At 67.1% G+C, this 25111-nt stretch carries 22 protein-coding genes; 13 read left to right on the forward strand and 9 right to left on the reverse strand.

Annotated elements, in window-relative coordinates; translation table 11 throughout:
* The first annotated feature begins 468 nt into the window (after window positions 1-468).
* From AC1C2R_RS15975 to AC1C2R_RS15990, 4 genes are all read left to right on the forward strand, one after another.
* Window positions 469-4122 (forward strand): DUF7927 domain-containing protein, encoded by a 3654-nt coding sequence (locus AC1C2R_RS15975; protein ID WP_495380601.1) that lies wholly within the window; start codon window positions 469-471, stop codon window positions 4120-4122.
* Between the two features lie 174 nt (window positions 4123-4296).
* On the forward strand, window positions 4297-4863 hold the full coding sequence (locus AC1C2R_RS15980; protein WP_495380602.1) for a hypothetical protein: 567 nt from the start codon (window positions 4297-4299) through the stop codon (window positions 4861-4863).
* Between the two features lie 162 nt (window positions 4864-5025).
* Window positions 5026-6759: a pyridoxal-dependent decarboxylase gene (locus tag AC1C2R_RS15985; RefSeq protein ID WP_495354117.1), complete on the forward strand. Its 1734-nt coding sequence runs from the start codon at window positions 5026-5028 to the stop codon at window positions 6757-6759.
* 104 nt (window positions 6760-6863) lie between these two features.
* Complete coding sequence (locus AC1C2R_RS15990; RefSeq protein ID WP_495380603.1) at window positions 6864-8333, forward strand: FAD/NAD(P)-binding protein; 1470 nt, start codon at window positions 6864-6866, stop codon at window positions 8331-8333.
* A gap of 99 nt (window positions 8334-8432) precedes the next feature.
* Here AC1C2R_RS15990 and AC1C2R_RS15995 read toward each other — a convergent pair whose 3' ends face one another.
* Together AC1C2R_RS15995 and AC1C2R_RS16000 are read right to left on the reverse strand one after the other, a co-directional pair.
* Window positions 8433-9611, reverse strand: coding sequence for a 4-hydroxybenzoate 3-monooxygenase (locus AC1C2R_RS15995; protein WP_495380604.1), 1179 nt, complete (start codon window positions 9609-9611; stop codon window positions 8433-8435).
* A 126-nt stretch (window positions 9612-9737) separates the two neighbouring features.
* Window positions 9738-10490, reverse strand: coding sequence for an IclR family transcriptional regulator (locus tag AC1C2R_RS16000; protein ID WP_495380605.1), 753 nt, complete (start codon window positions 10488-10490; stop codon window positions 9738-9740).
* A 113-nt stretch (window positions 10491-10603) separates the two neighbouring features.
* Here AC1C2R_RS16000 and pcaH point away from each other — a divergent pair, with 113 nt between their 5' ends.
* The 7 genes from pcaH to AC1C2R_RS16035 are packed head-to-tail and all read left to right on the forward strand — an operon-like array spanning window position 10604 to window position 15923.
* Complete coding sequence (gene pcaH / locus AC1C2R_RS16005) at window positions 10604-11413, forward strand: protocatechuate 3,4-dioxygenase subunit beta (RefSeq protein WP_495380606.1); 810 nt, start codon at window positions 10604-10606, stop codon at window positions 11411-11413.
* A gap of 1 nt (window position 11414) precedes the next feature.
* Entirely contained in the window at window positions 11415-11978 is a 564-nt protein-coding gene (gene pcaG, locus AC1C2R_RS16010; protein ID WP_495380607.1) for a protocatechuate 3,4-dioxygenase subunit alpha, read from the forward strand.
* Window positions 11968-13332, forward strand: a complete 1365-nt coding sequence (locus AC1C2R_RS16015) for a lyase family protein (protein WP_495380608.1) — start codon at window positions 11968-11970, stop codon at window positions 13330-13332. Before pcaG ends, AC1C2R_RS16015 begins: the two co-directional genes overlap by 11 nt.
* Window positions 13329-14108 (forward strand): alpha/beta fold hydrolase, encoded by a 780-nt coding sequence (locus AC1C2R_RS16020; protein WP_495380609.1) that lies wholly within the window; start codon window positions 13329-13331, stop codon window positions 14106-14108. The genes AC1C2R_RS16015 and AC1C2R_RS16020 overlap by 4 nt, the downstream gene beginning before the upstream one ends.
* On the forward strand, window positions 14105-14521 hold the full coding sequence (gene pcaC / locus AC1C2R_RS16025; protein ID WP_495354109.1) for a 4-carboxymuconolactone decarboxylase: 417 nt from the start codon (window positions 14105-14107) through the stop codon (window positions 14519-14521). The genes AC1C2R_RS16020 and pcaC overlap by 4 nt, the downstream gene beginning before the upstream one ends.
* Window positions 14518-15264 (forward strand): 3-oxoacid CoA-transferase subunit A, encoded by a 747-nt coding sequence (locus AC1C2R_RS16030; protein ID WP_495380610.1) that lies wholly within the window; start codon window positions 14518-14520, stop codon window positions 15262-15264. Before pcaC ends, AC1C2R_RS16030 begins: the two co-directional genes overlap by 4 nt.
* Complete coding sequence (locus AC1C2R_RS16035) at window positions 15261-15923, forward strand: 3-oxoacid CoA-transferase subunit B (protein WP_495380611.1); 663 nt, start codon at window positions 15261-15263, stop codon at window positions 15921-15923. Before AC1C2R_RS16030 ends, AC1C2R_RS16035 begins: the two co-directional genes overlap by 4 nt.
* A gap of 262 nt (window positions 15924-16185) precedes the next feature.
* Here the strand turns inward: AC1C2R_RS16035 and AC1C2R_RS16040 are convergent, their stop codons facing one another.
* The 3 genes from AC1C2R_RS16040 to AC1C2R_RS16050 all read right to left on the reverse strand — a co-directional run bounded on the left by AC1C2R_RS16040 (window position 16186) and on the right by AC1C2R_RS16050 (window position 19114).
* Entirely contained in the window at window positions 16186-17652 is a 1467-nt protein-coding gene (locus AC1C2R_RS16040; protein WP_495380612.1) for a flotillin family protein, read from the reverse strand.
* A gap of 88 nt (window positions 17653-17740) precedes the next feature.
* Window positions 17741-18211 (reverse strand): NfeD family protein, encoded by a 471-nt coding sequence (locus AC1C2R_RS16045; protein ID WP_495354105.1) that lies wholly within the window; start codon window positions 18209-18211, stop codon window positions 17741-17743.
* Window positions 18212-18346: 135 nt separating this feature from the next.
* Window positions 18347-19114 (reverse strand): hypothetical protein, encoded by a 768-nt coding sequence (locus tag AC1C2R_RS16050; RefSeq protein ID WP_495380613.1) that lies wholly within the window; start codon window positions 19112-19114, stop codon window positions 18347-18349.
* Window positions 19115-19199: 85 nt separating this feature from the next.
* Between AC1C2R_RS16050 and AC1C2R_RS16055 the strand changes: the two genes are divergently transcribed.
* Window positions 19200-20990 carry a bifunctional 3'-5' exonuclease/DNA polymerase gene (locus AC1C2R_RS16055; protein ID WP_495380614.1) on the forward strand — a complete coding sequence of 597 codons (1791 nt, stop codon included), beginning with the start codon at window positions 19200-19202 and terminating at the stop codon, window positions 20988-20990.
* Here the strand turns inward: AC1C2R_RS16055 and AC1C2R_RS16060 are convergent.
* Window positions 20969-21613 (reverse strand): PadR family transcriptional regulator, encoded by a 645-nt coding sequence (locus AC1C2R_RS16060; protein WP_495380615.1) that lies wholly within the window; start codon window positions 21611-21613, stop codon window positions 20969-20971. The two genes, AC1C2R_RS16055 and AC1C2R_RS16060, sit on opposite strands and share 22 nt — an antisense overlap.
* 172 nt (window positions 21614-21785) lie before the next feature.
* Here AC1C2R_RS16060 and AC1C2R_RS16065 point away from each other — a divergent pair, with 172 nt between their 5' ends.
* Complete coding sequence (locus tag AC1C2R_RS16065; RefSeq protein WP_495354101.1) at window positions 21786-22307, forward strand: DUF3145 domain-containing protein; 522 nt, start codon at window positions 21786-21788, stop codon at window positions 22305-22307.
* 154 nt (window positions 22308-22461) lie between these two features.
* Here the strand turns inward: AC1C2R_RS16065 and AC1C2R_RS16070 are convergent, their stop codons facing one another.
* The 3 genes from AC1C2R_RS16070 to AC1C2R_RS16080 all read right to left on the reverse strand — a co-directional run bounded on the left by AC1C2R_RS16070 (window position 22462) and on the right by AC1C2R_RS16080 (window position 25097).
* Complete coding sequence (locus AC1C2R_RS16070; protein ID WP_495354100.1) at window positions 22462-23697, reverse strand: beta-ketoacyl-[acyl-carrier-protein] synthase family protein; 1236 nt, start codon at window positions 23695-23697, stop codon at window positions 22462-22464.
* 80 nt (window positions 23698-23777) lie between these two features.
* Window positions 23778-24026, reverse strand: coding sequence for an acyl carrier protein (locus tag AC1C2R_RS16075; protein ID WP_495354099.1), 249 nt, complete (start codon window positions 24024-24026; stop codon window positions 23778-23780).
* Between the two features lie 66 nt (window positions 24027-24092).
* Entirely contained in the window at window positions 24093-25097 is a 1005-nt protein-coding gene (locus AC1C2R_RS16080; protein ID WP_495354098.1) for a beta-ketoacyl-ACP synthase III, read from the reverse strand.
* Between the last annotated feature and the right edge of the window lie 14 nt (window positions 25098-25111).

The raw sequence follows: 25111 nt of genomic DNA on the forward strand, positions 1-25111 counted from the left end.
TTGAATCCAGTCGCCTCCGGGAGGTGGTTGTGGTGCTCCAGGGTCGGATGTCACAACCGGCGACCCGTGATCCTGGCCGACGGTTCGGGCAGGCCACACCACGTCTCACCCAGATCGAAATCGAACATACGTGAACCCCTTGCACGCGTCGTCGAAACGTCAATACCAGTGAAGTGACGGATCTGCGATCCGAAAAATGTCAGACCGACCGGGCGACCGCGAACAACCCTGAGATGGACCACGAAGGAACCATTCAGTAATACAAAAAACCTACCCGTGCTGTTCCGCCCAACGAGTACTAATTCCGGGGTGCATTCCGAGGGGAACCCTCAAACTTCCCGTCGCCTATTGAAGACTGGCCGTGATTCACAGCTCTTCACCGCGTCATCTACGCGGTGGCCGTGGGTCGGGGGAGAGCTCGAACCGCGCCATCCAGGCGTCGGCCGCGAGTTGGGGGAAAGGATCGTCATGCAGGGTAAAGCCACCTATCGGAAATCGGGAGAACGCAGGCGCATCTTCGGCACAAGCAAACGCCGTAGTGGGTTACTCGCCGTCATCCTCAGCGTTGGTCTGCTCGCCAGCGGGCTGAGTGGGTTGGCTGCGCTGACCACCACTTCGCCTGCGGAAGCTGCGCCGGAGCCATGGACATGTTCTTCCTTCGGCTATCTCTTCCAGACGCCGGACGCGACAACACACCAGATCGTCCAGGTCGACCTGGTGAGCGGCGAGGCAACGGCGATTGGTACCACGCCGGACTCCGTCAATGCCGTCGGCTACAACACCCTCGACAACTACATGTACGGCTGGGACAACGACACGGCCACGATCGTTCGCATCTCTTCCGATGGAACCTTAGAGGACCTCGGCAGCCCGGCCGGAGCACCGGCCGGTGTCGGCTACCAGGTCGGCGACTTCGACGACGCCGGTCACCTGTACCTCCAGTACGGAGGTTTTGGGACGCTGGAATGGATCGAGGTTGATCTCGCACCGGGCTCTGCGACGTATGGGCAGCTCATTTCCTCGGGTACTGCGACCAAACCCGCCGATCTCGGAAACATGCCCTCTGACTGGACTTTCGTCAACGGCTCGTTCTATGGCCTCGCTGACACGGCCTCGGGCACCGGCGCCGCGCAGCTGATCGCCTTCAACACGGCCACGCATGAAACGACGAACCTTGGGCCGGTGACCGGCACCGATGGGAATAGCACCTACGGGGCTGCGTACGCCGATGCTGCCGGCAACCTCTACTTCGGTCAAAACGACACCGGCGTGATCTACCGGGTGGACCCCTCCACCCGCGCCTCGATCCTATTGTCGAATGGCCCCATCTCGGGAGGAAACGACGGTGCCCGCTGCGCCACCGCCGCAATCCCGACGATCACCGTCGTGAAGCAGGTCAACGGGCGCGCGACGGCTGCAGACCAGTTCACGGTCGGCCTGAATGACACCGCTGGCACCACGTTGACCTCCACCACCACCACCGGGGCCAACACCTCGGCTTCCACAACCAACTGGCCGGTGTCGCAGGATGCCACTTATACAATCACCGACGCGATGGCCGTCGGCTCACCTGGCAGTCTGGCGTCGTATGCCGCCACCGTCGTATGTGTGGACGGCAGCGGGGCGACGGTCACGACCGGGGGGGCCGTCGGTGCGTGGACCTTGAATGTCGCCGCCGCGGACGACTACACCTGCACGGTCACGAACACGGCCAACACGTCCAGTTACACCGTCTCGAAGACATCTTCGGCGACAACCGTCACCCCGGGCGCAACTCTCACATATACGGTGACGGTGACGAACACTGGAACCGTCCCCTACACCGCCGACAACCCAGCCTCACTGACAGACGATCTGTCTGCGGTACTGGATGACGCCACCTACAACGGGGACGCCTCGAATGGCGCCACCGTGGATGGCACCACGCTGTCCTGGTCCGGGCCGCTGGCAGTCGGTGAAACGCAGGCAATCACCTACTCGGCGACGGTCAATGACCCGGACACTGGCGATCATGCGTTGGCCAACACGGTCGTTCCGACTGGCGAAGGCGGTACATGCGATCCTGCCCTCGAATGCACCACGACGACTCCGGTCCAGTCGTTGACTCTCACGAAGACGGCGGACACGAATGAGGTCGTGCCTGGTGACACCATCACCTACACAGTCACGCTGGAGAACACGGGCCAGGCCGACTATACAGCGGCCGCTGCGGCATCCTTCACCGATGACCTGACCGAAGTGCTGGACGACGCGAGCTACAACAACGACGCAACCGGCGGCGCAACATACGCGGACCCTGTGCTGTCGTGGTCGGGGCCGCTTGCGGTCGGGGCGACGCAAACGATCACCTACTCGGTGACGGTCGATGATCCCGTCACGGGGGACTCGAGGTTGACCAACGCGATCGTGTCGACGACACCGGGCACGAACTGTCCGGCCGACTCCGATGATCCGGCCTGTATCGTGCTGATCCCTTCGGGCTCGTACACGGTGGCCAAGTCCTCATCGACGACGATGGTAACCCCCGGTGACACGGTGACGTACACGGTGACGGTCACGAACACCGGCCAGGTCGACTACACCGCAGCCGATCCGGCGTCCTTCGACGACGATCTGACGGCGGTGCTGGATGACGCCGCGTACAACGACGACGCATCGAACGGTGCCACCGTCGATGGCGTCACGTTGTCCTGGTCGGGCGGCCTCGCGGTCGGTGAGACCGTGACGATCACCTACTCGTTGACGGTGAACAATCCAGACAACGGGGATCACGATCTCACCAACACGGTCGCACCGACCGGCCCGGGCGGCTCCTGCGACCCCGACGATTGCAAGACCACAACACTGGTCCAGTCGTTCACAGCCACGAAGACGGCTGACGCGACCGACGTCGTGCCTGGTGACACGATCACCTACACGATCACGATCGAGAACACCGGTCAGGTCGACTACACGGCCGACGCCCCGGCGACCTTCAGCGATGACCTGACCGGCGTGCTCGACGATGCGAGCTACAACGACGACGCCAGCGGTGGCGCAAGCTTCGCCGATCCGGTGTTGTCGTGGTCGGGCCCGCTGGCGGTGGGTGCATCGGCGACGATCACCTACTCAGTGACGGTCGACGACCCCGAAACTGGAGACGCGGTATTGCCGAACGCGGTTGTCACCGGCGATGGTGGCAACTGCCCCGTCGGCTCTGACGACCCGGCGTGTTTCGTGGAGATCCCGTCGGGGTCCTACACGGTGGCGAAGTCGGCCTCCGTGCCGACCGTCGACCAGGACGGCACCCTGACCTACACCGTCACCGTGACCAACACCGGGTCGATCGGCTACACGGCTGACAAGCCCGCCTCGTTCTCCGACGACCTCTCGGCCGTGCTGGACGACGCAACCTACAACGGCGATGCCAGCAACGGCGCCACGGTCACCGGCGCCACGCTCTCGTGGTCCGGAGCCTTGGCGGTCGGTCAGGAGATCGCCATCACCTATTCGGTCACGGTGAACAATCCGGACACGGGGGATAAGGTTCTGAACAACTTCGTGCGACCGACCTCCCCAGGTGGCTCGTGCGTGACCGATGTTGAATGCACCAACACGACACCGGTCCGTGCGCTCGAGGCGTTCAAGACGAGTGACAGCACCAGCACCGCCCCGGGTAAGACCGTGACCTACACGATCACGCTCACCAACACCGGTACGGCGGATTACACCGCGGCTGACCCGGCCTCGTTCTCCGACAACCTCTCGGCGGTGCTCGACGATGCGAGCTACAACGACGACGCGACGGGCGGTGCCGGGTACACCGCACCAGTGCTGTCGTGGTCGGGTCCGCTCAGTATCGGCGGGGTCCAGACCGTCACCTACTCGGTGACGGTGAACAGTCCGGATCTGGGGGACCATGTGCTGCGGAACGCGGTCGTCACTCCGGGCAGCAACTGTGTTGCCGACTCGGATGACGAGGCGTGCTCGACGACGACCGAAGTCGACGACCCGCCATCGCCGGGCGGGCTGGCCTCGACCGGCATCGGCCCCTGGCTGACGCCGTCGGTGATCGCGGCGCTGCTCGCAGTCATGGCAGGTCTCGGTATCGTCCTCATCCGACGTCGCCCGGCGGCGAAGTAACCGAGTAGCGGTGGGCGGGTCAGCGCATCTCCCGCTGACCCGCCCGCACCCCGGAGGAACACCATGACCGCTTGCCACCCTCGAAGGGCGATCATTACCGTCGTCGCGGCGATAGCACTCACGCTCGCCTTCGCACCTACCGCGGCGACAGCCGCTTCGGCACCGCAGTTGTCCGTGACGCTGAACAGCAGCGAGACGACCGTCACCGCCGGCGACGAGGTCATCTACACGGGCGAGGTCAAGAACCTCGCCGACGCCGACACAGACGTCAAGGTCGTCGTGGCCGCCCCCACCTACGTCACGCTCGAGGCGAGCAACGACGCGACGGTCGAGAAGAGCGAAGCAACGTGGACCACAAGTCTCGGTGCCGGGAAGACCTCGAAATTCGCCATTCACGCGACCATCGGCAGGATTCCGGATACCGATCGGCGCGTGACCACACTCGCCAGCGTCTACATCGGCGACAACGCCTCGCCCATAGTCCGTACAGCGAACGCGAGCTTCATCACCGGCGTGGATGACACCCCCGGCGGGCAGGCAACCAAGGCCGCGGCGACAACGCCAGACGATGGGGCTCCCGGTGGACTGGTGCCCTGGCTCATCGCCGGTGGAGCGCTGTTCGTTCTGATCATCGCCGCGGCCGTCTCTTTGCCGACCCGCCGACGTCAGCGGCAGCGAACTCTCGACAGGGCGACGGACTCCGAGCGACAGATCGAGCGAATGAGTCACGGTGAACCCTGATGCGAGCGACCGTCTTCTGGTCGCGCTCACTCGCCAGTGGCCGAAGGACCGAGCCGGAGTGCTCCTCGGCCACGCCGGTTCACGTGCTGGGCCGGCGCGTCTCCAGGAAGGCCGGGCAGGAAGCTGCTCGAGGACATTCACCGACGAGAAACGGAAGTCTCGATGACCAACACCGTGTATGCAACACCGCGTTCAGATGGCCAAGAGGAATCCTCGACGCACGATGAGCAGCCCCTGTTCGCGCGTCGATTCGGTCGCAACAGTTTGGACGCGTTATTTCCCGTTGAGGACCGGGCAGTGGCGCTTGCGGGCCTGGTGGCGGCCGGTTCGGCGGCTTTTGAACCTGTTGGTGCACGCTTCGGCAACCCGGATCCGACCGCCTTCGGCCGGCTGCTGGAGGATTTCGAATCCGGCATGCCGGAGCACCCGGCCGAAGACGCGGGCGCCCTGGTCGAGCGCATCGCGACGACGTTCCTCACCGGCGCTGTGGACTGGCGCCACCCGTCGCTGCAGGTGAATGTCGGCGCGCCCCCGACACTCGTCGCCTCCGCTCTCTACGCGCTTGGGCTGGACGCCAATGTCAACCTTGTGAACGACGGGGTTGCCGGGCGCGTGATCGAGGCTGAGGCACTCGTCTCTCGTGTGCTCAGCACGCTCGCAGGGGTATCAGAGAGTGCAGCTCGCGGGCTGTTCGTGTTCGGCGGTACCGGGACGATCGCGTACGGAATCCGATGCGGCCTCGCGAAGGCGACACCTGACATCGACAGTCAAGGAGTGAGCAAGGACACCTTCGTCGCCATCACCGAAGAGGCACATTTCTCCCACGCACGTAGCGCTCGCTGGCTGGGGCTGGGCGACAACCAGATCGTGACTCTGCCGTCCGATGAACAGCGCGCCACGCGATTCGACGAGGCCTGCAAGATGATCGAGACCAAGATCGCTGGAGGGGGTCGCCTCGCAGCGCTTGTGCTCAACTGCGGGACGACGTATGACCACAGCGTTGACGGCGTCGCACGGTTCCGTCGTTTCATCGACGAGCTCGTGGAGCGGTACAACCTCGACTACCGCCCGCACATCCACGTGGATAGTGTCATCGGCTGGGAGTGGCTGTTCTTTCGCGACTCTACGTTTGCCGCAGGCCACGAGATCGACCAGAACACTCAGCGCATACTGCTCGAGCAGGCTGCGCTCGTCACCTCGGCGATCCAGAACGCGGACTCCTGGGGGGTGGACTTTCACAAAGGGGCAGGCTGCTGCCCGGTCGACTGCAGCGTTGTGCAGTTCAACGACGCCCGCGATTTGGGCTACCTCAACGGAGCTGAAAGGCCCGACGAGATGCACCAGGTGGCGCCCGAGCTGAGCACCCAATCGCCAGCGGACTACACCTTGGAGACATCACGAGCCGGGGCGAAGGCGCTCGCTGCGCTCGGGTCACTCCATGCCCTCGGTGCCGAAGGCTACCGGACCGTGCTCGCCGGACTCGTCGACGCTGCACAGGCCTTCCGCCGTCAGATCGACAGGTACTCGGATCTGCAGGTCGAGAACCCGTACTCACGCGGGTACCAGTCGATGGTGCGCATATATCCGCCGGACCTGGTGGGCTCGCCGCTCCGAGCTACCGAGCGAACGAGCGACAGTGCCGAGCAGCAGGAGTTCACCGCCGCGGTGAATGACTACATCCGTCGATTCGTCGATTGGGACGAGCGCGAACGGACGTCTCAAGGCGGCGCCGGACCGTACTACTCCTACAGCAGCAGATTCGCTTCGACTCCGTCGGGGGCTCGACTGGCGGGCCTGAAGTTCTATCCGACGTCGCCACGGCTCTCCAACGCCGACGCTCGCGATTCAGCCAAGTTCCTGTTCGCTCTCAAAGCACGATTCGACAGCGAGAACTGACGAGGTCGCGTCAGTTCACGTGCCCGTGCCGGCTGGCCCACTCATGGCGAGGTCGGAAATGAAGCCGTCCGAGGACATCCATCGACGAAAACGGAGTCAGTAGCGTGAGAATCGCCATCATTGGACTTGGTGCAGCCGGCGCATGCATGTTGGACAGCCTCCATCGGATGCTCGGGCACCGGACTGATATCGGCCTGACCCTCTACGACCCTGTCGACGAACCGTGGGTCGGACGCGCGTTTCAGGACGATGGCGACTGGGTGCTCGCCAACGTAACGGTGCCCAATATGTCGGTCCGGCATGGCGACGACGCGCACGCCAAGCGCTGGCTCGTTCGAGGGAATCATCTCGACCCGCAACATTCTGGGCACACCTTCCTGCCGCGGTCGCTCTACGGGCGCTATCTCTCAGAGCATGCGAACGGGCTCGTCGACGAGATGCGAGGTCGAGGCTGGAACGTCGAGTTCGTCAAGGAACGAGCGACCTCGCTCACGCCGAATGGCGACTCCGGATACACGATCGGCAGCACCGGGCGTCGCGACGAACACGACCATGTCATTCTTTGCGCCGGTGGTAGCGTCCTCGCCGACCAATACGGTCTCGCCTCACATGAAGGCTACGTCGCGGCTCCATATCCGACCGACAAAAACCTCAGCGACATCCCATCGGATGCTGCGATCGGGATCCTCGGAAGCGGCCTCACCGCGGTCGACACCATAGCGGCGCTCACCGCGCGCGGCCATGCCGGCCCGGTGAGCCTGTATTCACGATCGGGCGTCCTCCCGTTCGTCCGTCGCCCGGGACCCGACTGGGTGGCCAAACACCTCACATCCGATCGAATCGCGGACCTCGCGCGCGCAACCGGCGAACTCCGTCTTGCCGATCTGGAGCGACTCTTCAACCAAGAGGTCCAGGCCTGGGGAGGCACACCGCGAGGCATCTTCCCACCGCCGCCGATCGCCGACCCGCGGTCTTGGCTGCGCTGGCAGCTTCAGCAACAGCCCCACGACCGCCGTGACCTGGAGACGTTCATCTTTCAGAAGTCGGTGGCCACTGCCGGCCTCTGGGGTGACATCTGGTACGCCCTGCGCCACCAGGACAGAGACCGGTTGACGACGGCCCCCACGCTCCGCGACATCATGAGCCGCGTGAGTCCGATGCCGCCAGTCAACGCGGAGAAGGTCCTGGCAATGCTCGACACCGGCCAGATGAAGGTGAGGACAGGCATCGAGTCAGTGCTCCCTGCACGACAAGGATTCGATGTACAGCTGCCCTCGACCAAGGAGCACGTCGACTACGTCGTGAACGCAATCACTCCCAGCAGCTATGGCGTCCATCCGAGCGTGCAAGAGCTCGTGGACAGCGCAATCAAACATGGTCTGGCCAGACAGCACGACTTTGGAGGCATCGAGGTGACCGGCGCCACCAGTGCGGTCCGCGGCCCCAGAGAACAGGGTGGTCTGTACGCCTTGGGTGACCTGACCAGAGGTGCATTCTTCTTCATCTTCGGACTGTCTCTCCTGGTGGAACGTAGCGCCGACATCGCCGCCGCGATCCATCGGACGTCGATATGAGACAACCCGGTTCTGGTGCGGTGTCACGGATACCCACCCCGGTGTACATCGCCGTCGCCGAGCGGCACGCCTCCATGGTGCGATACATCGCCTACCGAGTCACCTGACCGGCCATCCCGTGTACGCCTCCGCCAGGTAGGTGCGGCCGGCTTCCGACTCGACGACGGAGCGCAGTTCGCCGAGCTGGCGCCGCCGGTCGAAGTCGCCTGCATCCGGCGCGATATGGAGCATGTTCGTCATCCACCAGGAGAAGTGCTGCGCCTTCCAGATGCGCTTCAGGGCGAGCTCGGCGTAGCCGTCGATGAGGCGGGAGTCGTGTTCGAGGATCAGGGTGCGCAGAGCCTCGGCGAGCACGATGACGTCGGCCACGGCGAGGTTCATGCCCTTCGCGCCGGTCGGCGGAACCGTGTGCGCAGCATCGCCGACGAGTGCAGCGCGGCCGCGGCGGAGCTCGTGGGCGACGAAGCTGCGGAAGCGGAGCACGTCGCGTTGGAAGATCGGTCCCTCGGTGAGCGTCGAACCCGGCACGCGTTCCTGGAGCGTCTCCCAGATCTCCGTCTCGCTCATCGCGTTCGGGTCGGCGTCGGGATCGCACTGGAAGTACATCCGCTGCACTTCGGAGCTGCGCTGACTGATGAGTGCGAAACCGGCATCCGAATTGCTGTAGATGAGTTCGTGAGAGCTCGGTGGCGCCTCGCAGAGGATGCCGAACCAGGCGAACGGGTACTCGCGGAAGTATCCGCCTGTCGCAGAGCCTGTGACGGCTGCGCGGACGACACTGCGCGAGCCGTCGGCCCCGACGACGAAGTCGGCATCGAGTTCGAGGACGCCGCCGTTCGCGTCGGTCGCGATGACGCGCGGTCGGTCGCCCTCGACACCGTCGACGTGCGTCGCTGCGACGCCGAAGCGGAGATCCTGTCCGGCTCTCAGCCGGAGCGAGAGAAGATCCGTGAGCACCTCGTGCTGCGGATACAGCCAGACGCTGCGCCCGACGAGGCCGGGGAAGTCGATCCGGTGCCCTTCGCCCTGGAAGCGCAACTCGATTCCGTCGTGCCGCTGGCCGGTGGTGTGAACGCGCGAGTTCGGATCGATGGCGGCGAGGAGGTCGACCGTGCCCTGTTCGAGGATGCCGGCGCGGATCGTCGTCTCGATCTCCTCGCGGGAACGCTGGTCGATGACGATCGAAGAGACGCCCGCAACCGCGAGCAGCTGGGAGAGCACGAGACCGGCGGGGCCCGCGCCGACGATGGCGACCTGCGTACGGCCGGTGGTGGTCATGGCGTCTCCCTCGACGATCGAACGGCACGGGGTCGCCGTGCGGCTGGTTCACATTGTGTGCCGTCGCTCTCTCGATCCAGGGCGGTATCCCGTTCATCGGGAATCTGTGCTCAGTGGAATCGGTACTCAGTGGCGGAAGCCCAGCACCCGCTCGATGTCGCGAGCTGCGCGGTGCAGCTCTACCAGCGCGTACTGCGACTCCGCCTCTCGCGGAAGGACGACGGAGAGTGCGGCGATGACCGCGGACGTCTCATCCCGGATCGGTACGGCGATGCCGGTGGAGACCTCTTCGATGTAGCCGGGCGCGACTGCATGACCGAGTACGCGCACTTCTGCGAGCTTGTGCCGCACTGCTGCCGGGTCGGACAGGGTCGCGCGGGTGAGGCGCGTCAGTGGGGCTGCGAGGATGCGGTCCTGAACGTCGTGGTCGGCGAAGGCCAGCAGCACCAGTCCGGAGCTGGAGGCGTGCAGCGGCAGCCGACCGGCGACCCGGGTGATGTTCGAGCCGGAACTCGGGCTGCTCAGTCGCTCGAGGAACAGCGCCTCGTCTTGCTCGAGGATCGCGAGTTGAGTGTGCTCGCGCACCCTGGCCTGCACGCGCTCCATGAACGGCATCGCCGCCTGACGCAGGCGCAGGGCGCCGGAAGAGCGCGTGGCGAGCTCCCACAGTCGCATGCCGATGCGCACTCGCCGACTCCCGTCGCGCTCGAGGAGTCCGGCTTCGACGAGCTCTGCAACGATGCGGTGCGCGCTGGACGAGGGGAGCCCCGATCGTCGTCCGACCTCGGCGGTCGTCTGCACGGTTCGGGTGGGAGTGAACGTCTCCAGGATCCGCACGAGGCGATCGGTCGAGGAGTCGCCGGAAGGTGAGTTGGCCACGGTGACAGCATGACAGAGATGGAGATCAATTCCCATTGATCGGGAGCAGGGCTCGGAAACGGCCGTATCCGGCGGAGGATGTGAGCAGCCCGTTGAGGTGTTGAAGGAGGCCCATGTCAGACCGCGCAACCGCAGCTCCGGAGTCGCCGCTCGAGTCATCCGATCAGGCCTCGCAGCGGGGGATCACCCAGGAGATCCAGGACCTGCACGCGGCATACGAGCAACGCGAGGCCGCGGGCGAGAGGTTGCCGGCGACGATGTACGATTTCCCGCCGTATCGCTCCAGCGTCCTGCGGCATCCGACCAAGAACCCGAAGCTCGTCGACCCGGAGACGATCGAACTGCTCTCGCCGGCATTCGGTCAGCGTGATGTCGCCGCGATCGAGTCCGACCTCACGATCCAGCACGACGGTGAGCCGCTCGGCGAGCGGCTCACCGTGCGCGGACGACTGCTCGACTCATGGGGTCGCCCGGTGGCGAATCAATTGGTCGAAATCTGGCAGGCCAACTCCGCGGGTCGCTACATCCATCAGCGTGACCAGCATCCGGCCCCCCTCGATCCGAACTTCACGGGTGCCGGGCGCGGCGTCACGAACGACGATGGCGAGTATGTGTTCACGACGATCAAGCCGGGGCCGTATCCGTGGAAGAACCACGTGAACGCCTGGCGTCCGGCGCATATCCACTTCTCGATCTTCGGTTCCTCGTTCACGCAGCGGCTCGTGACCCAGATGTACTTCCCGGGCGATCCATTGTTCGCTCTCGACCCGATCTACAACACGATCTGGCGGCAGAAGGATCGAGATGCGCTTATCAGCGTCTACGACCACGACCTCACTTCTCCCGAGTGGTCGACGGGGTATCGCTTCGACATCGTCGTCGACGGACCCGATGCCACCTGGTTCGAACCCGAGGGGGAGTGACGTGCCCGTACCCGCACGAACGCACCGACCGACACCCGGGCAGACCGTCGGGCCCTTCTTCGCCTACGGCGTCGAGTTCCCGCTGATGAATCAGCTCGTGCATCCGCATTCGCCGGGAGCGATCGTGCTCGGAGGCACCGTGTACGACGGCAACGGCTCGCCCGTGCCGGACGCCTTCGTGGAGATCTTCTCGCCAGGCGCCGACGGCTCGGTGCCGCGAGCGCGAGGTTCGTTCCGACGGGACGGTCACACGTTCACGGGCTTCGGGCGCGCCTTCACGAACGATGAGGGGCACTACGAATTCTGGACGCGGAACCCCGGCGCCACGACCGACGGCGCTGCGGCCTTCGTCGCTGCGATCGTCTACGCTCGCGGCCTCCCGAACAAGCTGCACACCCGCATCTACCTCCCCGACGACGAGCCCGCCCTCGACGCCGATGCACTTCTCGCCACCCTCCCGGCCGATGAACGGGCTACGCTCATCGCAACGCGCACCCCCGACGGATATCTCCACCACGACATCCGGCTGCAGGGGGAGAAGGAGACCGTCTTCCTTGCCTTCTGAACCGGGTACGCCGTTCGACATCGGCCTGCTCTCACCTGTCACCATCGAATTCGAAGAGGACACGACGGATGCCGCGATCCTCGCGCATCTGGTCGCGGTCGAAGTGGCTCTCACGAAGGCGTGGGGCGCGGTCGGGGTGGCACCGGCGCAGGCCGTTGCCGAGGTCGTGGCCGCCCTCGGCGAGACCGGATCGGGCCGACCGGCCGACGACGTGCTCCGGCTCTCCGCCGCTTCGGTCGTGCCTGCCGCACGTGCCGGGGGAAACCCGGTGATCCCCTTGGTCGCACTGCTGCGCACACGAGTCGGCGGGGATGCAGCGGCATGGGTGCATCGCGGTGCGACGAGCCAGGACATCCTCGACTCTGCACTCATGGTCACCGCCCGCCGTGCAGGCGAGCGGATCCAGCAGGACCTCGTGAGGGCGGAGCGCCGGCTCATCGACCTCTCCAGAGCTCAGCGAAACGTCGCCGCCGCCGCCCGCACCCTCACGCAACACGGCGTTCCGACCACGGTCGGACTGCGGATGGCCACGTGGCTGCGCGCGGTCTCGCGAGCCCGCGCCCGGCTCAGCGATGCGGTGGCCGGGCTGCCGGCGCAGCTGGGCGGCGCAGGGGGCACGCTGTCATCCTTCGTCGAGATCGGCGGAGCGGATGCCGCGGCCGCCCTTCCCGCGGCCTTCGCAGCAGAATTGCAGCTGGCCGTCCCCGCAGCGCCCTGGCACACGATCCGATGGCCCGTGACCGAGCTGGCCGATGCGCTCGTGCAGACGAACGATGCACTCGGCGTCATCGCCGCGGACGTCGCCACGCTCAGCCGCACCGAGATCGGCGAGTTGGCAGAGGGTGCCGGCGGGGGATCCAGCGCCATGCCCCAGAAGCAGAACCCGGCGGCATCCATCCTGATCCGCTCCGCCGCGATCCGCGCGCCGCACTTGGGTGCCACACTGCACACCGCCGCGGCACTCGCCGTCGACGAGCGGCCGGATGGTGCGTGGCACGCCGAATGGCCGTCCCTGCGCGAGCTGCTGCGCCTGACCCGCGGCGCGAGCGGCACCGCGGCAGACCTGCTCGCCGGACTCAGGGTGAACGGTGAGGCCGTCGCCCGAAACCTGGCTCTCACTCACGGGCTCATCGTCGCGGAACGACTGTCGATCCGGCTCACGCCGATCATCGGCCAGGATGCCGTGGCGGACATCATCGCGCGTGCGAGCGCCGGTGAATCGCTGGCGGCGCTCGTGCAGGGGAAGTCGGGCGGCGTCGACATCGGCGAGCTGCTCGATCCCACGCAGTACACCGGGCTCGCCGGCCCGCTCGTCGACGAGGCGATCGCCACTGCGGAGAAGGAATTGCCGTGACCACCCCCGATGTCGCGCTGACCGATCCGGTCGGGCCCGAAGGCGCGCCGCTGCTCGTTCTCGGGCCATCACTCGGCACTTCCGGGATCCTCTGGGAGCACTGCATCCCGACCCTCGCCCGGCGGTATCGGGTGACCACCTGGGACCTCCCGGGGCATGGCGCCTCCGCCCCGTCGGCGGAGCCGTTCACCGTCGGCGAGCTCGCCGACGCCGTCGCCCGTGTCGTGTCGAGCCGAGAGCCCTTCCGCTACGCCGGCGTGTCGCTCGGCGGTGCGGTCGGACTGGAGCTTCTGCTCCGGCATCCGGACCGCGTTCCCAGCGCCGCGATCATCGCCTCCGGCGCGCAGCTCGGCACCCCGGATGACTGGGCGGCGCGCGCGGCCAAGGTGCGCGCCGAGAGCACCTCCAGCGTGCTCATCTCCTCCGCCCAACGCTGGTTCGCACCGGACTCCATCGCCCGCGAACCGGAGCTGTGCGGGCGGCTCCTGCACGTACTGCAGGATGCCGACGACGAGAGCTACGCGCGCTGCTGCGAAGCTCTCGCCGCCTACGACGTGCGCGGCAGGCTCGGTGACATCACCGCACCGGTGCTCGCGGCATGGGGCGAGTACGACGTCGTAGCGCCCGAGGAGAAGGCGCAGGAGATCGCATCCGGTGTGCAGGCCGGACGGATCGCCAGAATTGCGGATGCCGCGCACCTGCCGCCCGCGGAACAGGCCGCGACGATCGCGGGGCTGTTGCTCGAGTTCTTCGACTCCGAGGAGGAAGCATCATGACCAGACCGGTTGGTGCAGGGCTCACCGACGAAGAGCGCTACCGACAGGGCATGACCGTCCGCCGTGCGGTGCTCTCCGATGCGCACGTCGACCGCGCAGACGCGAACACCACCGAACTCACCGCGGACTGGCAGGACTTCATCACCCGCGTCGCCTGGGGCGACGTCTGGTCCAGGCCCGGACTCGACCGGCGCTCCCGGTCGATCGCGGTGCTGTCGTCGCTGATCGCGCACGGTCATCATGAGGAGCTCGCGATGCACCTGCGCGGAGCGCTGCGCAATGGACTCACGATCGACGAGATCCGCGAGGTGATCCTGCAGTCTGCCGTCTACTCGGGCGTTCCGGCCGCGAACACCGCCTTCCGCATCGCAGCCGAAGTATTCGCTCGATCCGATTCCGGGGAGGGCAGGTGATCGACAAGAGGGTTCCCGACGCCGCCACCGCGGTCGCCGACATCACGGACGGCGCGACGGTGATGATCGGCGGCTTCGGGCGGGCCGGTCAGCCCGTCGAGCTCATCGACGCCCTCATCGCCCACGGTGCATCCGACCTCACGATCGTCAACAACAATGCCGGAAACGGCGACACGGGCCTTGCAGCCCTGCTCGCGGCGAAGCGGGTGCGCAAGATCATCTGCTCGTTCCCGCGACAGCACGATTCGTGGGTGTTCGACGGGCTGTACCGGGCCGGACAGATCGAACTGGACCTCGTGCCTCAGGGCAACCTGGCCGAACGCATCCGCGCTGCCGGGGCCGGAATCGGTGCGTTCTTCTCGCCGACCGGCGTCGGCACACAGCTCGCCGAGGGCAAAGAGCGCCGGGAGATCGACGGGCGCGCGTACGTGCTGGAGTATCCGATCAGAGCGGACTTCGCGCTCATCTCCGCGTTGACGGGCGACCGATGGGGAAACCTCGTCTATCGCGAGACGGCGCGCAACTTCGGCCCGATCATGGCGACGGCGGCCGCCACGACCATCGCCCAGGTGGACGACGTCGTCGAGTTGGGGGCGCTCGATCCCGAGGCCGTGGTGACCCCAGGGATCTTCGTGAACCGCCTCGTCGCCGTCGGCCCCCGCTCGTGGGTGCACGATGGAGTGTTCGTCGGCGGCGTCGATATCGAAGGGCGACGGCTCGCCGTGAGGGAGGCGACCCAGTGAGCGCCCGCATCACCCGTGACGAGCTCGCCGAGCGAATCGCCGCGGATATCCCCGAGGGTTCCTACGTGAACCTCGGCATCGGTGCACCGACGCTCGTTGCGAATTATCTCCCCGACGACCTCGAGATCATCCTGCACACCGAGAACGGACTGCTCGGCATGGGCTCTGCCCCCGAAGCGGGTCGCATCGACCCCGATCTGATCAACGCGGGAAAACAGCCGGTGACGGCATCGCCGGGCGCCGCGTACTTCCACCATGCGGACTCCTTCGCGATGATGCGCGGCGGGCACCTCGATGTCTGTGTGCTCGGGGCGTTCCAGGTGTCGCAGTCCGGCGATCTTGCGAACTGGTCTACTGGTGCGCCCGGTGCGATCCCCGCGGTCGGCGGTGCGATGGACCTCGCGATCGGTGCGAAGTCGGTGTACGTCATGACGGATCTGCTCGCGAAGGACGGCTCCTCCAAGCTCGTCGCGGCGTGCACGTATCCGCTCACCGGCGTCGGCTGCGTCACACGGGTCTACACCGACCATGCGATCTTCGACGTCACGCCGAGCGGGTTCGCCGTGAGGGAGGCGTTCGGCGACAACACCGCCGACTCGCTGGCGGAGCTGATCGGGCTCGCTCTCGGCGCATCCGATACGCAAATGGAGCAGGCGTGACCGCGTGACCGACGTCGCGTGGTGATCTTCGGTATGTCGACGATATGCGCCGGATCGTCGCATCGAGCGCATGCGCGCGTCGGCGTCATCAGCGCTCAGCGTCACGGTGCAGCTCCTGCCTCGGTCGATCGATCCCGAAGGCAATGCAGCCCGACGAACCCGGATCTGAACTCGAGGCTGAAGGCCGGCTCGAGCCGCGAGGGTGTGCGCCGCGCGGCACACACCCTCGGTCGTCGATCGGTGCAACGAGAGAACGCCGAGGTTACTCGGTAGCGGTAGCGGTGGCGCTGTCGGCTTTCGTGAGCTGTCCGCCGGCGAGGCCGGCGAGGATCGACCCGACATCGAGTCCGGTCAGTGACTTCACGACCTCGGTGCCTTCGCTGAGCACCTGACCGACGGTCTTGGTGATCGCGCTCGCGCCGTCTGTCGAGACGACAGTGAGGTTCTTGATGTTCGAGATCGGCTCAGCGGCGGCACGCACGATCTCGGGCAGGCGGGAGATGATCTCCTGCGCGAGCGCCGCCTCACCGTACTTCTTGAGGGCGATCGCCTTGGCGTCGGTCGCCGCGGCATCGGCGAGGCCCTGTGCCTGCACCGCTGCGGCGCGCGCTTCGCCGTCGGCACGGATACCCGCGGCGAGGGCGACCTGTCGGTCGCGCTCGGCCTCGCCCGAGAAGCGCACGGCGGTGGCGGAGGCTTCGGCGTCTTGCACGGCCGCGACCTTGTTGGCTTCGGCGATCTTGGTGCGCTTGTACGCGTCGGCTTCGGTGGCCGCGTTCGCCGCGTCGCGCTGGGCTGTGGCGCGTTGCACCTCCGCGTACGCCTCGGCCTCAGCCGGCTTGCGGATCTCGATGTCGAGGCGCTCCTGCGTCACGAGTGCCTGCTCGGAGAGCGCGTCGCGCTCCTGCACGGCGACGAGCTTGTCTTGCTCGGCCGTGGCGAGCTGGCCGGATGCGTTGGCTTCGGCGTTGGCCCGGTCGGTCTCCGCTTTGATCGTGGCTTGCTTCAGACTCAGCGCCTTCTGACGCTCGGCGACCTGCTCGGCCGCCTCGATGCGCGCGAACTCGCTCACCCGCGCCGCCTCGGCTTCGCTGACCTCGGCGACCTGTCGAGCACGCGCGGCTTCGGCTCGACCGAGGTTCGCGAGGTATTCGCTGCCGGGGGTGGAGATGTCGGAGATGTTCAGCAGGTCGACCTGGAGGCCCTGTTCGACGAGGTCGGTCTTCGTCTCGGACACGACTCGGTCGGAGAGGCTCTTGCGGTCGGAGATGATCTGTTCGATCGTCATGTCGCCGACGATCGAGCGGAGCGATCCTTCGAGCGACTCCTTGATGATCTCGGTCAGCAGCTCCTGCTGCGAGAGGAAGCGCTGCGCAGCACGCCGCACCCCGTCTTCGGTGCCGCTCACCTTGAAGTTGATCGAGGCCTTGATCGCGATCTTGATGCGGTTCTTGTCGACGCCCTCGACGGTGATGCCGATCTGACGCTGTTCGAGCGAGATTGCGAAGCCCTGCTGCAGGATCGGCCAGACGAAGGTGCGGCCTCCGATGACGACGCGTTGCCCCGACGACTGCTCGGGGGCTGCACGGCCGGCGCCGCGGCCGACGATCACGAGGGCTTCGTTCGGCGGCACACGCCTGATGCGGCGGGCGATGAAGGTGAGCAGTGCGAGCAGGGCGATGACGATCGCAACGACGGAGATGACCTGAATCAGCAGGGGGGAGAGCATCGGGTTCCTATCGGGAGAAGGGGTGGGGGGGCAGGGGCAGGGGAAGTGGAGGGTTGGTGCAAATTGCCACCCGAGAGCAGCCGTGAGGTCAGTCCGCGACGACCTTCACGCGGCTGCCGACGTGTTCGGTGACGCGGATGCGTGTACCTTCGCCGATCGGCTGCTCGGAATACGCGAGCCGACGTTCGACCTCGCCCGGGCCGTCGAGACTCACCTCGCCGCCGGCGGCGGAGATGTCCGACCTCGCGACGCCCGAGAGCCCCGCGGCCGATGCCGGCGCGCCATCGGAGCTGCGGGTGAGATTGCGAATGGCGAGCACGCAGAGCCCGTAGGCGACGGCGGCGAGCACGATCGAGAGCACGTACACCCAGACCAGTTCGAGCCCCATGCTCGAGACGAGGGCGCCGGATGCACCGAAGACCACCATGCCCACTGCCAATGCAGTGCCTGAGAGTGCGCCGTCACCGATGTCGAGGTGGTCGAAGATGTCGCCGAGCACCAGTGAGATGAGCAGCAGCACGAGGCCGATGCCTCCGACGATGATGAACGGAAGGAGCATCGAGTGCCTCTCTGCGCGCGAAAACCCGGGCCGGAAGGGGCGCTCGGGTCCACTCACCCTATCGGGAGGATTGCTCGCATGCACCAACTCTTCTCGGTGGATCGCCAGGAGTATGCCGTGCCGGGCATCGTGGGCTCAGCCGGCCACCTCATGCCGGATCGACAGGGCGTCGATCGCAGCGTCGCCGCGGATGCGCCGCATGATCGCGATGACCTCGTCGACCGCGGCGATCGTGAGGCTCCGGCAGACGACGCTGTGCGCACCGAGCGGGCCCAAACCGCCCGCCCGAATTCTGATGACCTCCCAGTCGACCTCACGGAGCGCCTCGTCTTTCTCGAGGTCGGAGGCCTCTTTCAGGCCGAGATGCGCTCGCCGCGATCGACCGGGATCGTCGTACTCGACGGCGATGCGCAGTTGCGGCACCAGGATGTCGGGCCAGACCTCCTGCTTGCCGTAGAACATGCGGGCGATGCGCACTGCGTTGACGCGATGGTGCAGACGGATGCGCTGGCCGAGGAGCAGTCGCAATCGCTGCTCGACGCGTGAGGTGCCGACCTTGAGCCCCGGCTTCATGAAGGCGAGACCGGCCTCGCGGAGTGCTGCCGGTGCTGCAGCGTTGGCCCGGCACTTCGCACAGCTCGGACCGGTGAGCACCTCGCTCACCGTCGCCGGGTAGCGGTCGTGCCCGCGACGGCACCGCCATTCGTAGCTCGCGCCGATGCGCGTCTCGCGGGCGAGCGCGGCTCGTTGCGACGGTACGACGCGGGTGAGCAGTTCGGCGCGCGAACGCTGCGTCTCGTGCACGAGCATGCAAAGCGGGCAGACGCGAGCGAGCGACACTGATTCCGGTGCGCCGGCATCGGCACCGTGGCCGCACCCGAAGCTCACCGCGACCATGTGCACTGCCGCATCTCGTTCATGCAGACGATCCTGTCGTCGACCACCGACATCCGTCGCCGATGTCGGTTGCAACCGGGAGAATGGGACGATGCGGATCGTTGTCGGTGCGATGGGGCCAGGCCTGGTCGGTTTCGTCGATCCGTCGGTTTCGAACGAACCCTTCGACGCGGTGACGCTCGAAGAACTTCCGAGTGCGGTGCGCGCGCTCGAGTCACGACACCCGCGGTGGGTCTGGGCCGACACCCGCCGGTGGTACCCGCGCCTGCTCGCCCAGGGCGTGCGAGTCGAGCGCTGTCACGACCTCGTCCTCGCCGGGGCGATCCTCGACCACTCGACCACGACGGCCGCGGTTCGCGGCACCGGCGAGCTCGCGAGACCGGCCTGGTTGCCCGCCGGCCCCGCTGAGGCCGGGCAGTCGGTCGGCTTCGCACCTGCGGCATCCGCTGCTCGTGCAGCTCTCTTCGACCTCGGCGATTTCGAGGGCGAGGCGGATGCCTCCGGGCTGACCGAACTCACCGGCCCGCGTGACGTGCTCGGCGTGCCGGTCGCAGAGATCCTCGCCGAGCACTCCAGGCAGCTCGCCCTCGTGACGGCGTCCGAACGGCCCGGCGCACTTCGGCTGTTGCTCGCGGCGGAATCGGCCGGCGCACTCATCGGCGCCGAGCTGCACGCCGCGGGCCTGCCGTGGCACCGCGGCGTGCACGAGCGCGTGCTCGAGGGTGTGCTGGGTCCGAAACCCGCTCCAGGACGCAAGCCTGTTCGCATGGAGGAGCTCGCCGTCCGGGTGCGCGCGGCGCTCGGCGCGCCATCAGTGAATCTCGACTCGCAAGCGGCGCTGCTGAAGGCACTCCGCGGGGCCGGCATCCAGGTCGAGTCGACCAGCAGATGGGAGCTCCGCGAACACGAGCATCCGGCGATCGAGCCGCTCGTCGCCTACAAGAAGCTCGCCCGACTGCTCAGCGCGAATGCCTGGGCGTGGCTCGACGAGTGGGTGATCGATGGCCGGTTCCGTCCCGACTACGTGCCGGGCGGAACGGCGACCGGCCGTTGGGCGACCGCCGGCGGGGGAGCGCTGCAGCTGCCGAAGAACGTGCGCAGCGCCGTCGTGGCCGACCCCGGCTGGGTGCTGGTCGTCGCCGACGCCGCCCAACTCGAGCCGCGCGTGCTCGCCGGTCTCGCGCATGACGAGTCGATGGCCGAGGCGGGGCGAGGCCGCGACTTCTACAGCGGCATCGTCGGAGCCGGCGTCGTCGAGTCACGCGACGAGGCGAAGGTCGCGATCCTCGGCGCCATGTACGGCGCGACCACGGGCGAGAGCGGCCGGCTCGTGCCGCGGCTCGCGCGTGCGTACCCTCGCGCCATGGCGCTGGTCGATCGTGCTGCCGCCGACGGTGAGCGCGGGGCCAGCGTCACCACCCTGCTCGGCCGTTCCTCGCCGCTGCCTGGCGAAGACTGGCGATCGACGCAATCGCTGGCCAGCCAGCCCGAGGCGACAGCGGCCGACGAACGCCGGGCCCGCGCGCGCGCACGAGACTGGGGTCGCTTCACGCGCAACTTCGTAGTGCAGGGCAGCGCGGCCGAGTGGGCGCTCTGTTGGATGGCCGCCCTGCGCTCGAAACTCGCCGCGATCGCCCTCGCGGCACCCGACCCCGGCGAGAGCGCGCACCGTTCCGGCATCGCGTTCGCGAACGTGCCACATCTCGTGTACTACCTTCACGACGAGATCATCGTGCACACTCCGCGCGAACTCGCCGACGACGTTGCCGCGGCCGTCACGGAAGCCGCGGACGCGGCGGGCCGCCTGATGTTCGGCGAGTTCCCCGTGGAGTTCCCGCTCGACCTCGCGATCGTCGACAGCTACGAGTTGGCCGACGCCTGATCGGCGGCGGTCGCCGACGGCCCTGCTTTCGTCGTCGGCCTGCGGCCGCGCCGAGGTCGTTCCATGCGTGGCGCGAACGAGAGATCATGCGTTCCGAGCGCCGATTCGACCTCGTCGAACCACGCGAGTGCCGCTCCGGCGCGGGCGCGCTCGGCTGCGGCGGCGAGCGCGCCGAGCCGCGCGGGCGCCGCAACATCGGCATCGCGTGCGCTCCCACGGTCGTCGAGCGTCGAGCGAGCGGATGCCGCGGCGCGGCGTTCCTCCCATCGTCGACGCTCCGCGGCGACGATGCGACCGGCATCGACGCCCGGCAACGACGCGGCGATGAGCACCCGATCGATCGACTCATCCCACGGGTCGCTGCCCGAGGCATCCGTGCCGTTGAACCATGCCGTGGTGGCGGCGGTGCCGTCTGCAGTCGATCGGTACAGCGGGAGGCCGTCGTCGGTCGCGCCGGCGGATTCGACGAGCCCCTGCTTGCCGAGGCGCTCGAGGGTCGCGTAGCTCTGGCCGACGTTCACGCTCCGACGGCCGCCGGTGCGTTCAGCGAGATCGCCATGGAGCTGGAATCCGTACCCCGGACCAGCAGTGAGCAGGGCGAGCAGTGCATCGCGTACGGCCATGGACTCTCCGATCAGATGTGAACGTCTCACTGAGTATATGGTTCCGAGTCTTGTCAATGAGGCTGATGCGGGGCATAATCGGCGGTGACGGCTCGCTCGTCGACAATCGAATACCGGTCATCCGTCCGTCAGAGGTCGTTGGGGAAGACGCACCTCAAGAACGGAGATCGAGATGACGAAGAATGCCACGCGGGCTGTGCGCGCCGCGCGAGGTGTGCTGTTCGTGCACTCCTCGCCGAGGGCGCTGTGCCCGCATGTCGAGTGGGCGGCCGGCAGTGCCTTGGGCACGCCGGTGAACTTCGACTGGAGCGAGCAACCGGTGTTCCGAGGCGCGATGCGCGCGGAATTCTACTGGGAGGGCGAGGCCGGCAGCGGTGCGAAGCTCGCGTCCGCGCTGCGCGGCTGGGAGCAGCTTCGCTTCGAGGTGAGTGAAGACCCCACTCCCGGCTCCGACGGCGCCAGGTGGATGCACACGCCCGAACTCGGCGTCTTCTACGCGCAGACCGACACGGCAGGCAACACCGTCGTGCCCGAAGACCGAATCCGCTACGCGATGGAGGTCGGCGGCACCGACCCGATCGAGTTGCACCGCGAGCTGCGACTCGCGCTCGGGCAAGCGTGGGACGACGAGCTCGAGCCGTTTCGTCACGCGAGCGACTTCGCTCCGGTCGTCTGGTTGCACCAGGTGGGCTGAGCGAGCCTCGGTCCGCCGGCGGCGTGACGCGAGGTCGGAGGAACGATCCCGGCAGCGCGCGAGCGAAACCCTCGGACCGTGCACGAGAGAAGACCCCGGCGCGATGGCGCGACCGGGGTCTTCTCATGCGTGCATCGTCACGCGGGCTTTTCGCCTACGGGGTGCGGATCGCGATGACCGCGTTGTGCCCGCCGAACCCGAAAGAGTTGCTGATCGCAAGCTGCGGGCCGTCGGCGAGCGGTTGCGGCTCACCGGAGACGAGCAACGGGATGTCGGGGTCCTGCGTACTGATGTTGATCGTCGGCGGAGCGACGCGGTGCTGGAGCGCGAGGATCGTGAATACCGCTTCCAACGCACCGGTACCGCCGAGCAGGTGACCGGTCGAGGCCTTCGTCGCGGAGACGGGGATCTCGCGCACGCGGTCGCCGAACACGCCCGCGAGTGCCGTGTACTCGGCGATGTCGCCGACCGGCGTGCTCGTGGCGTGCGCGTTGATGTGGGTGACCTCATCGGGAGTGGCACCGGCCTGTGCGAGCGCATCGAGCACGGCGCGGCGCGCGCCTCGGCCCTCGGGGTCGTTCGCCGTGATGTGGAACGAGTCCGCGCTCACGCCACCGCCCGCGAGCTCGGCGTAGATGCGGGCGCCGCGCGCGAGCGCGTGCTCCTCGGTCTCGAGCACGAGGCTCGCAGCACCTTCACCCATGACGAAGCCGTCACGGTCGACGCTGTACGGGCGCGATGCGTGAGCCGGATCGTCGTTGCGACGCGAGAGTGCCTGCATCGACGAGAACGATGCGAGCGTGATCGGGTGGATCGCCGACTCGGAACCGCCGGCGATGACGACGTCGGCGAGACCCAGCTGCAGGTGCTCGTAGGCGTTCGCGAGCGACTCGGTGCTCGAGGCGCAAGCCGAGGCGACCGTTCGAGCGAACGCGCGCGCCTCGAAGTGCATCGAAATGGCTGCCGCCGCGGCGTTCGGCATGAGCATCGGCACGGTCATGGGCAACACTCGACGCGGGCCGCGCTCACGCAGCGTGTCCCAGGCGTCGAGTAGTGTCCAGATGCCGCCGATGCCGGTGGCGTAGTCGACGCCGAGTCGCTCGGGGGCGACCTCGGGTGCGCCGGCATCGGCCCACGCCTCCTTGGCCGAGATCAGCGCGAACTGGCTCGAGGGATCGAGCCGCTTCGCGACCGGGCGCTCGAGCACCTCTTCTGGGCGCACCTTCGCCTCGGCGGCGAAAGTGACGGGCAGTTCGAGTTCGGCGACCCACTCGTGTTCGAGCGTGCGCGTGCCGGATTCGCCGGCGAGCAGGGCATTCCAGCTTTCGGGGGCGGTGCCGCCGAGCGGCGAGGTCGCACCGATACCGGTGATGACGATCTTCTTGGTCATTCGAGAAACACTCCGATGGAGAGAACGGTCATGCTGAACGAGCGGGCCGGGCAGAGGCGCCGGCCCGCTCCACGCAGCTGCTAGGCCTGGGCCTTGACGATGAAGTCGACGGCGTTGCCGACGGTCTTCAGGTTCTTGACCTCTTCGTCGGGGATCTTCACGTCGAACTTCTCTTCGGCGTTGACGACGATGGTCATCATCGAGATCGAGTCGATGTCGAGGTCGTCGGTGAACGACTTGTCCAGCTCAACCGTGTCGGTTGCGATGCCGGTCTCGTCGTTGATGAGCTCGGCCAGGCCGGCAAGCACTTCTTCGGTGGACGATGCCATTGTTCTTCTCCTTGGGGGTGTCTCGTTTGACCGAGAGACAGTCTAGATGGACAAGGGGGAGGCGGTTCAGGGAAGAACCACCACTTGGGCGCCGAACACGAGTCCGGCGCCGAAGCCGATCTGGAGGGCGAGGCCTCCGGAGAGTTCAGGGTGCTCTTCGAGCAGGCGGTGCGTCGCGAGCGGGATCGACGCGGCGGAGGTGTTGCCCGTCGTCTCGATATCGCGGGCGATCGCGACCGTCTCGGGCAGCTTCAGCTGCTTGGCGAATTCGTCGATGATGCGCATGTTCGCCTGGTGCGGGATGAACGCCGCGAGATCGGCTGACGTCACGCCCGCGGCATCCAGAGCCTGCTTCGCGACCTTCGCCATGTCCCAGACGGCCCAGCGGAAGACCGTCTGGCCCTCCTGACGGAGCGTCGGCCACTCGGCGTTGCCGTCACGGAACTCGGTGAGTGTGCTGTTCATGCCGACGGCACCCGCCTTCGACCCGTCGGAGCCCCAGATGGTGGGTGCGATGCCGGGCGTGTCGCTCGGGCCGATGACGACCGCGCCGGCGCCGTCTCCGAGCAGGAACGAGATGCTGCGGTCGGTCGGGTCGACGACGTCGGAGAGCTTCTCGGCGCCGATCACGAGTGCGTAGTGCGCCGCTCCGGTACGGATGAGCGCGTCGGCCTGCGCCACGGCATATGCGTAGCCGGCGCACGCGGCGTTCGTGTCATAGGCCGCCGCAGGGTTCGCACCGACCCGGTCGGCGACCACGGCCGCCATCGATGGCGTCTGCTGCACGTTCGAGATCGTGGCGATGATCACGAGGTCGATGAGCTCGGGTGAGACCCCAGAGCGTTCGATCGCCTCGACGGCAGCATCCGTTGCGAGGTCGATGGCTGGAACGTCAGCCCCGGCGCGCGCACGGGTGACGATGCCCGTGCGTTGCTGGATCCACTCGTCAGACGAGTTGATCGGGCCGACGAGGTCGTCGTTCGGTACCGCGTTGGCGCCGCGCGCGGCACCGATCGAGTAGATGCGGGTGTACGCGGGCCCGTGGGACTGCTGCAGGGTCGGTCTCGTCATGCTCGGCTTTCTCG

This window comes from Agromyces sp. Y182 (genome assembly GCF_059445385.1).

Bases quoted from the DNA above. Each gene is read 5' to 3' on its own strand.
- AC1C2R_RS15975 (WP_495380601.1), top strand. From the start codon at position 469: ATGCAGGGTAAAGCCACCTATCGGAAATCGGGAGAACGCAGGCGCATC.
- AC1C2R_RS15985 (WP_495354117.1), top strand. From the start codon at position 5,026: ATGACCAACACCGTGTATGCAACACCGCGTTCAGATGGCCAAGAGGAA.
- AC1C2R_RS15995 (WP_495380604.1), bottom strand. From the start codon at position 9,611: ATGACCACCACCGGCCGTACGCAGGTCGCCATCGTCGGCGCGGGCCCC.
- pcaH (WP_495380606.1), top strand. From the start codon at position 10,604: ATGTCAGACCGCGCAACCGCAGCTCCGGAGTCGCCGCTCGAGTCATCC.
- pcaC (WP_495354109.1), top strand. From the start codon at position 14,105: ATGACCAGACCGGTTGGTGCAGGGCTCACCGACGAAGAGCGCTACCGA.
- AC1C2R_RS16040 (WP_495380612.1), bottom strand. From the start codon at position 17,652: ATGCTCTCCCCCCTGCTGATTCAGGTCATCTCCGTCGTTGCGATCGTC.
- AC1C2R_RS16045 (WP_495354105.1), bottom strand. From the start codon at position 18,211: ATGCTCCTTCCGTTCATCATCGTCGGAGGCATCGGCCTCGTGCTGCTG.
- AC1C2R_RS16055 (WP_495380614.1), top strand. From the start codon at position 19,200: ATGCGGATCGTTGTCGGTGCGATGGGGCCAGGCCTGGTCGGTTTCGTC.
- AC1C2R_RS16060 (WP_495380615.1), bottom strand. From the start codon at position 21,613: ATGGCCGTACGCGATGCACTGCTCGCCCTGCTCACTGCTGGTCCGGGG.
- AC1C2R_RS16065 (WP_495354101.1), top strand. From the start codon at position 21,786: ATGACGAAGAATGCCACGCGGGCTGTGCGCGCCGCGCGAGGTGTGCTG.
- AC1C2R_RS16070 (WP_495354100.1), bottom strand. From the start codon at position 23,697: ATGACCAAGAAGATCGTCATCACCGGTATCGGTGCGACCTCGCCGCTC.
- AC1C2R_RS16075 (WP_495354099.1), bottom strand. From the start codon at position 24,026: ATGGCATCGTCCACCGAAGAAGTGCTTGCCGGCCTGGCCGAGCTCATC.
- AC1C2R_RS16080 (WP_495354098.1), bottom strand. From the start codon at position 25,097: ATGACGAGACCGACCCTGCAGCAGTCCCACGGGCCCGCGTACACCCGC.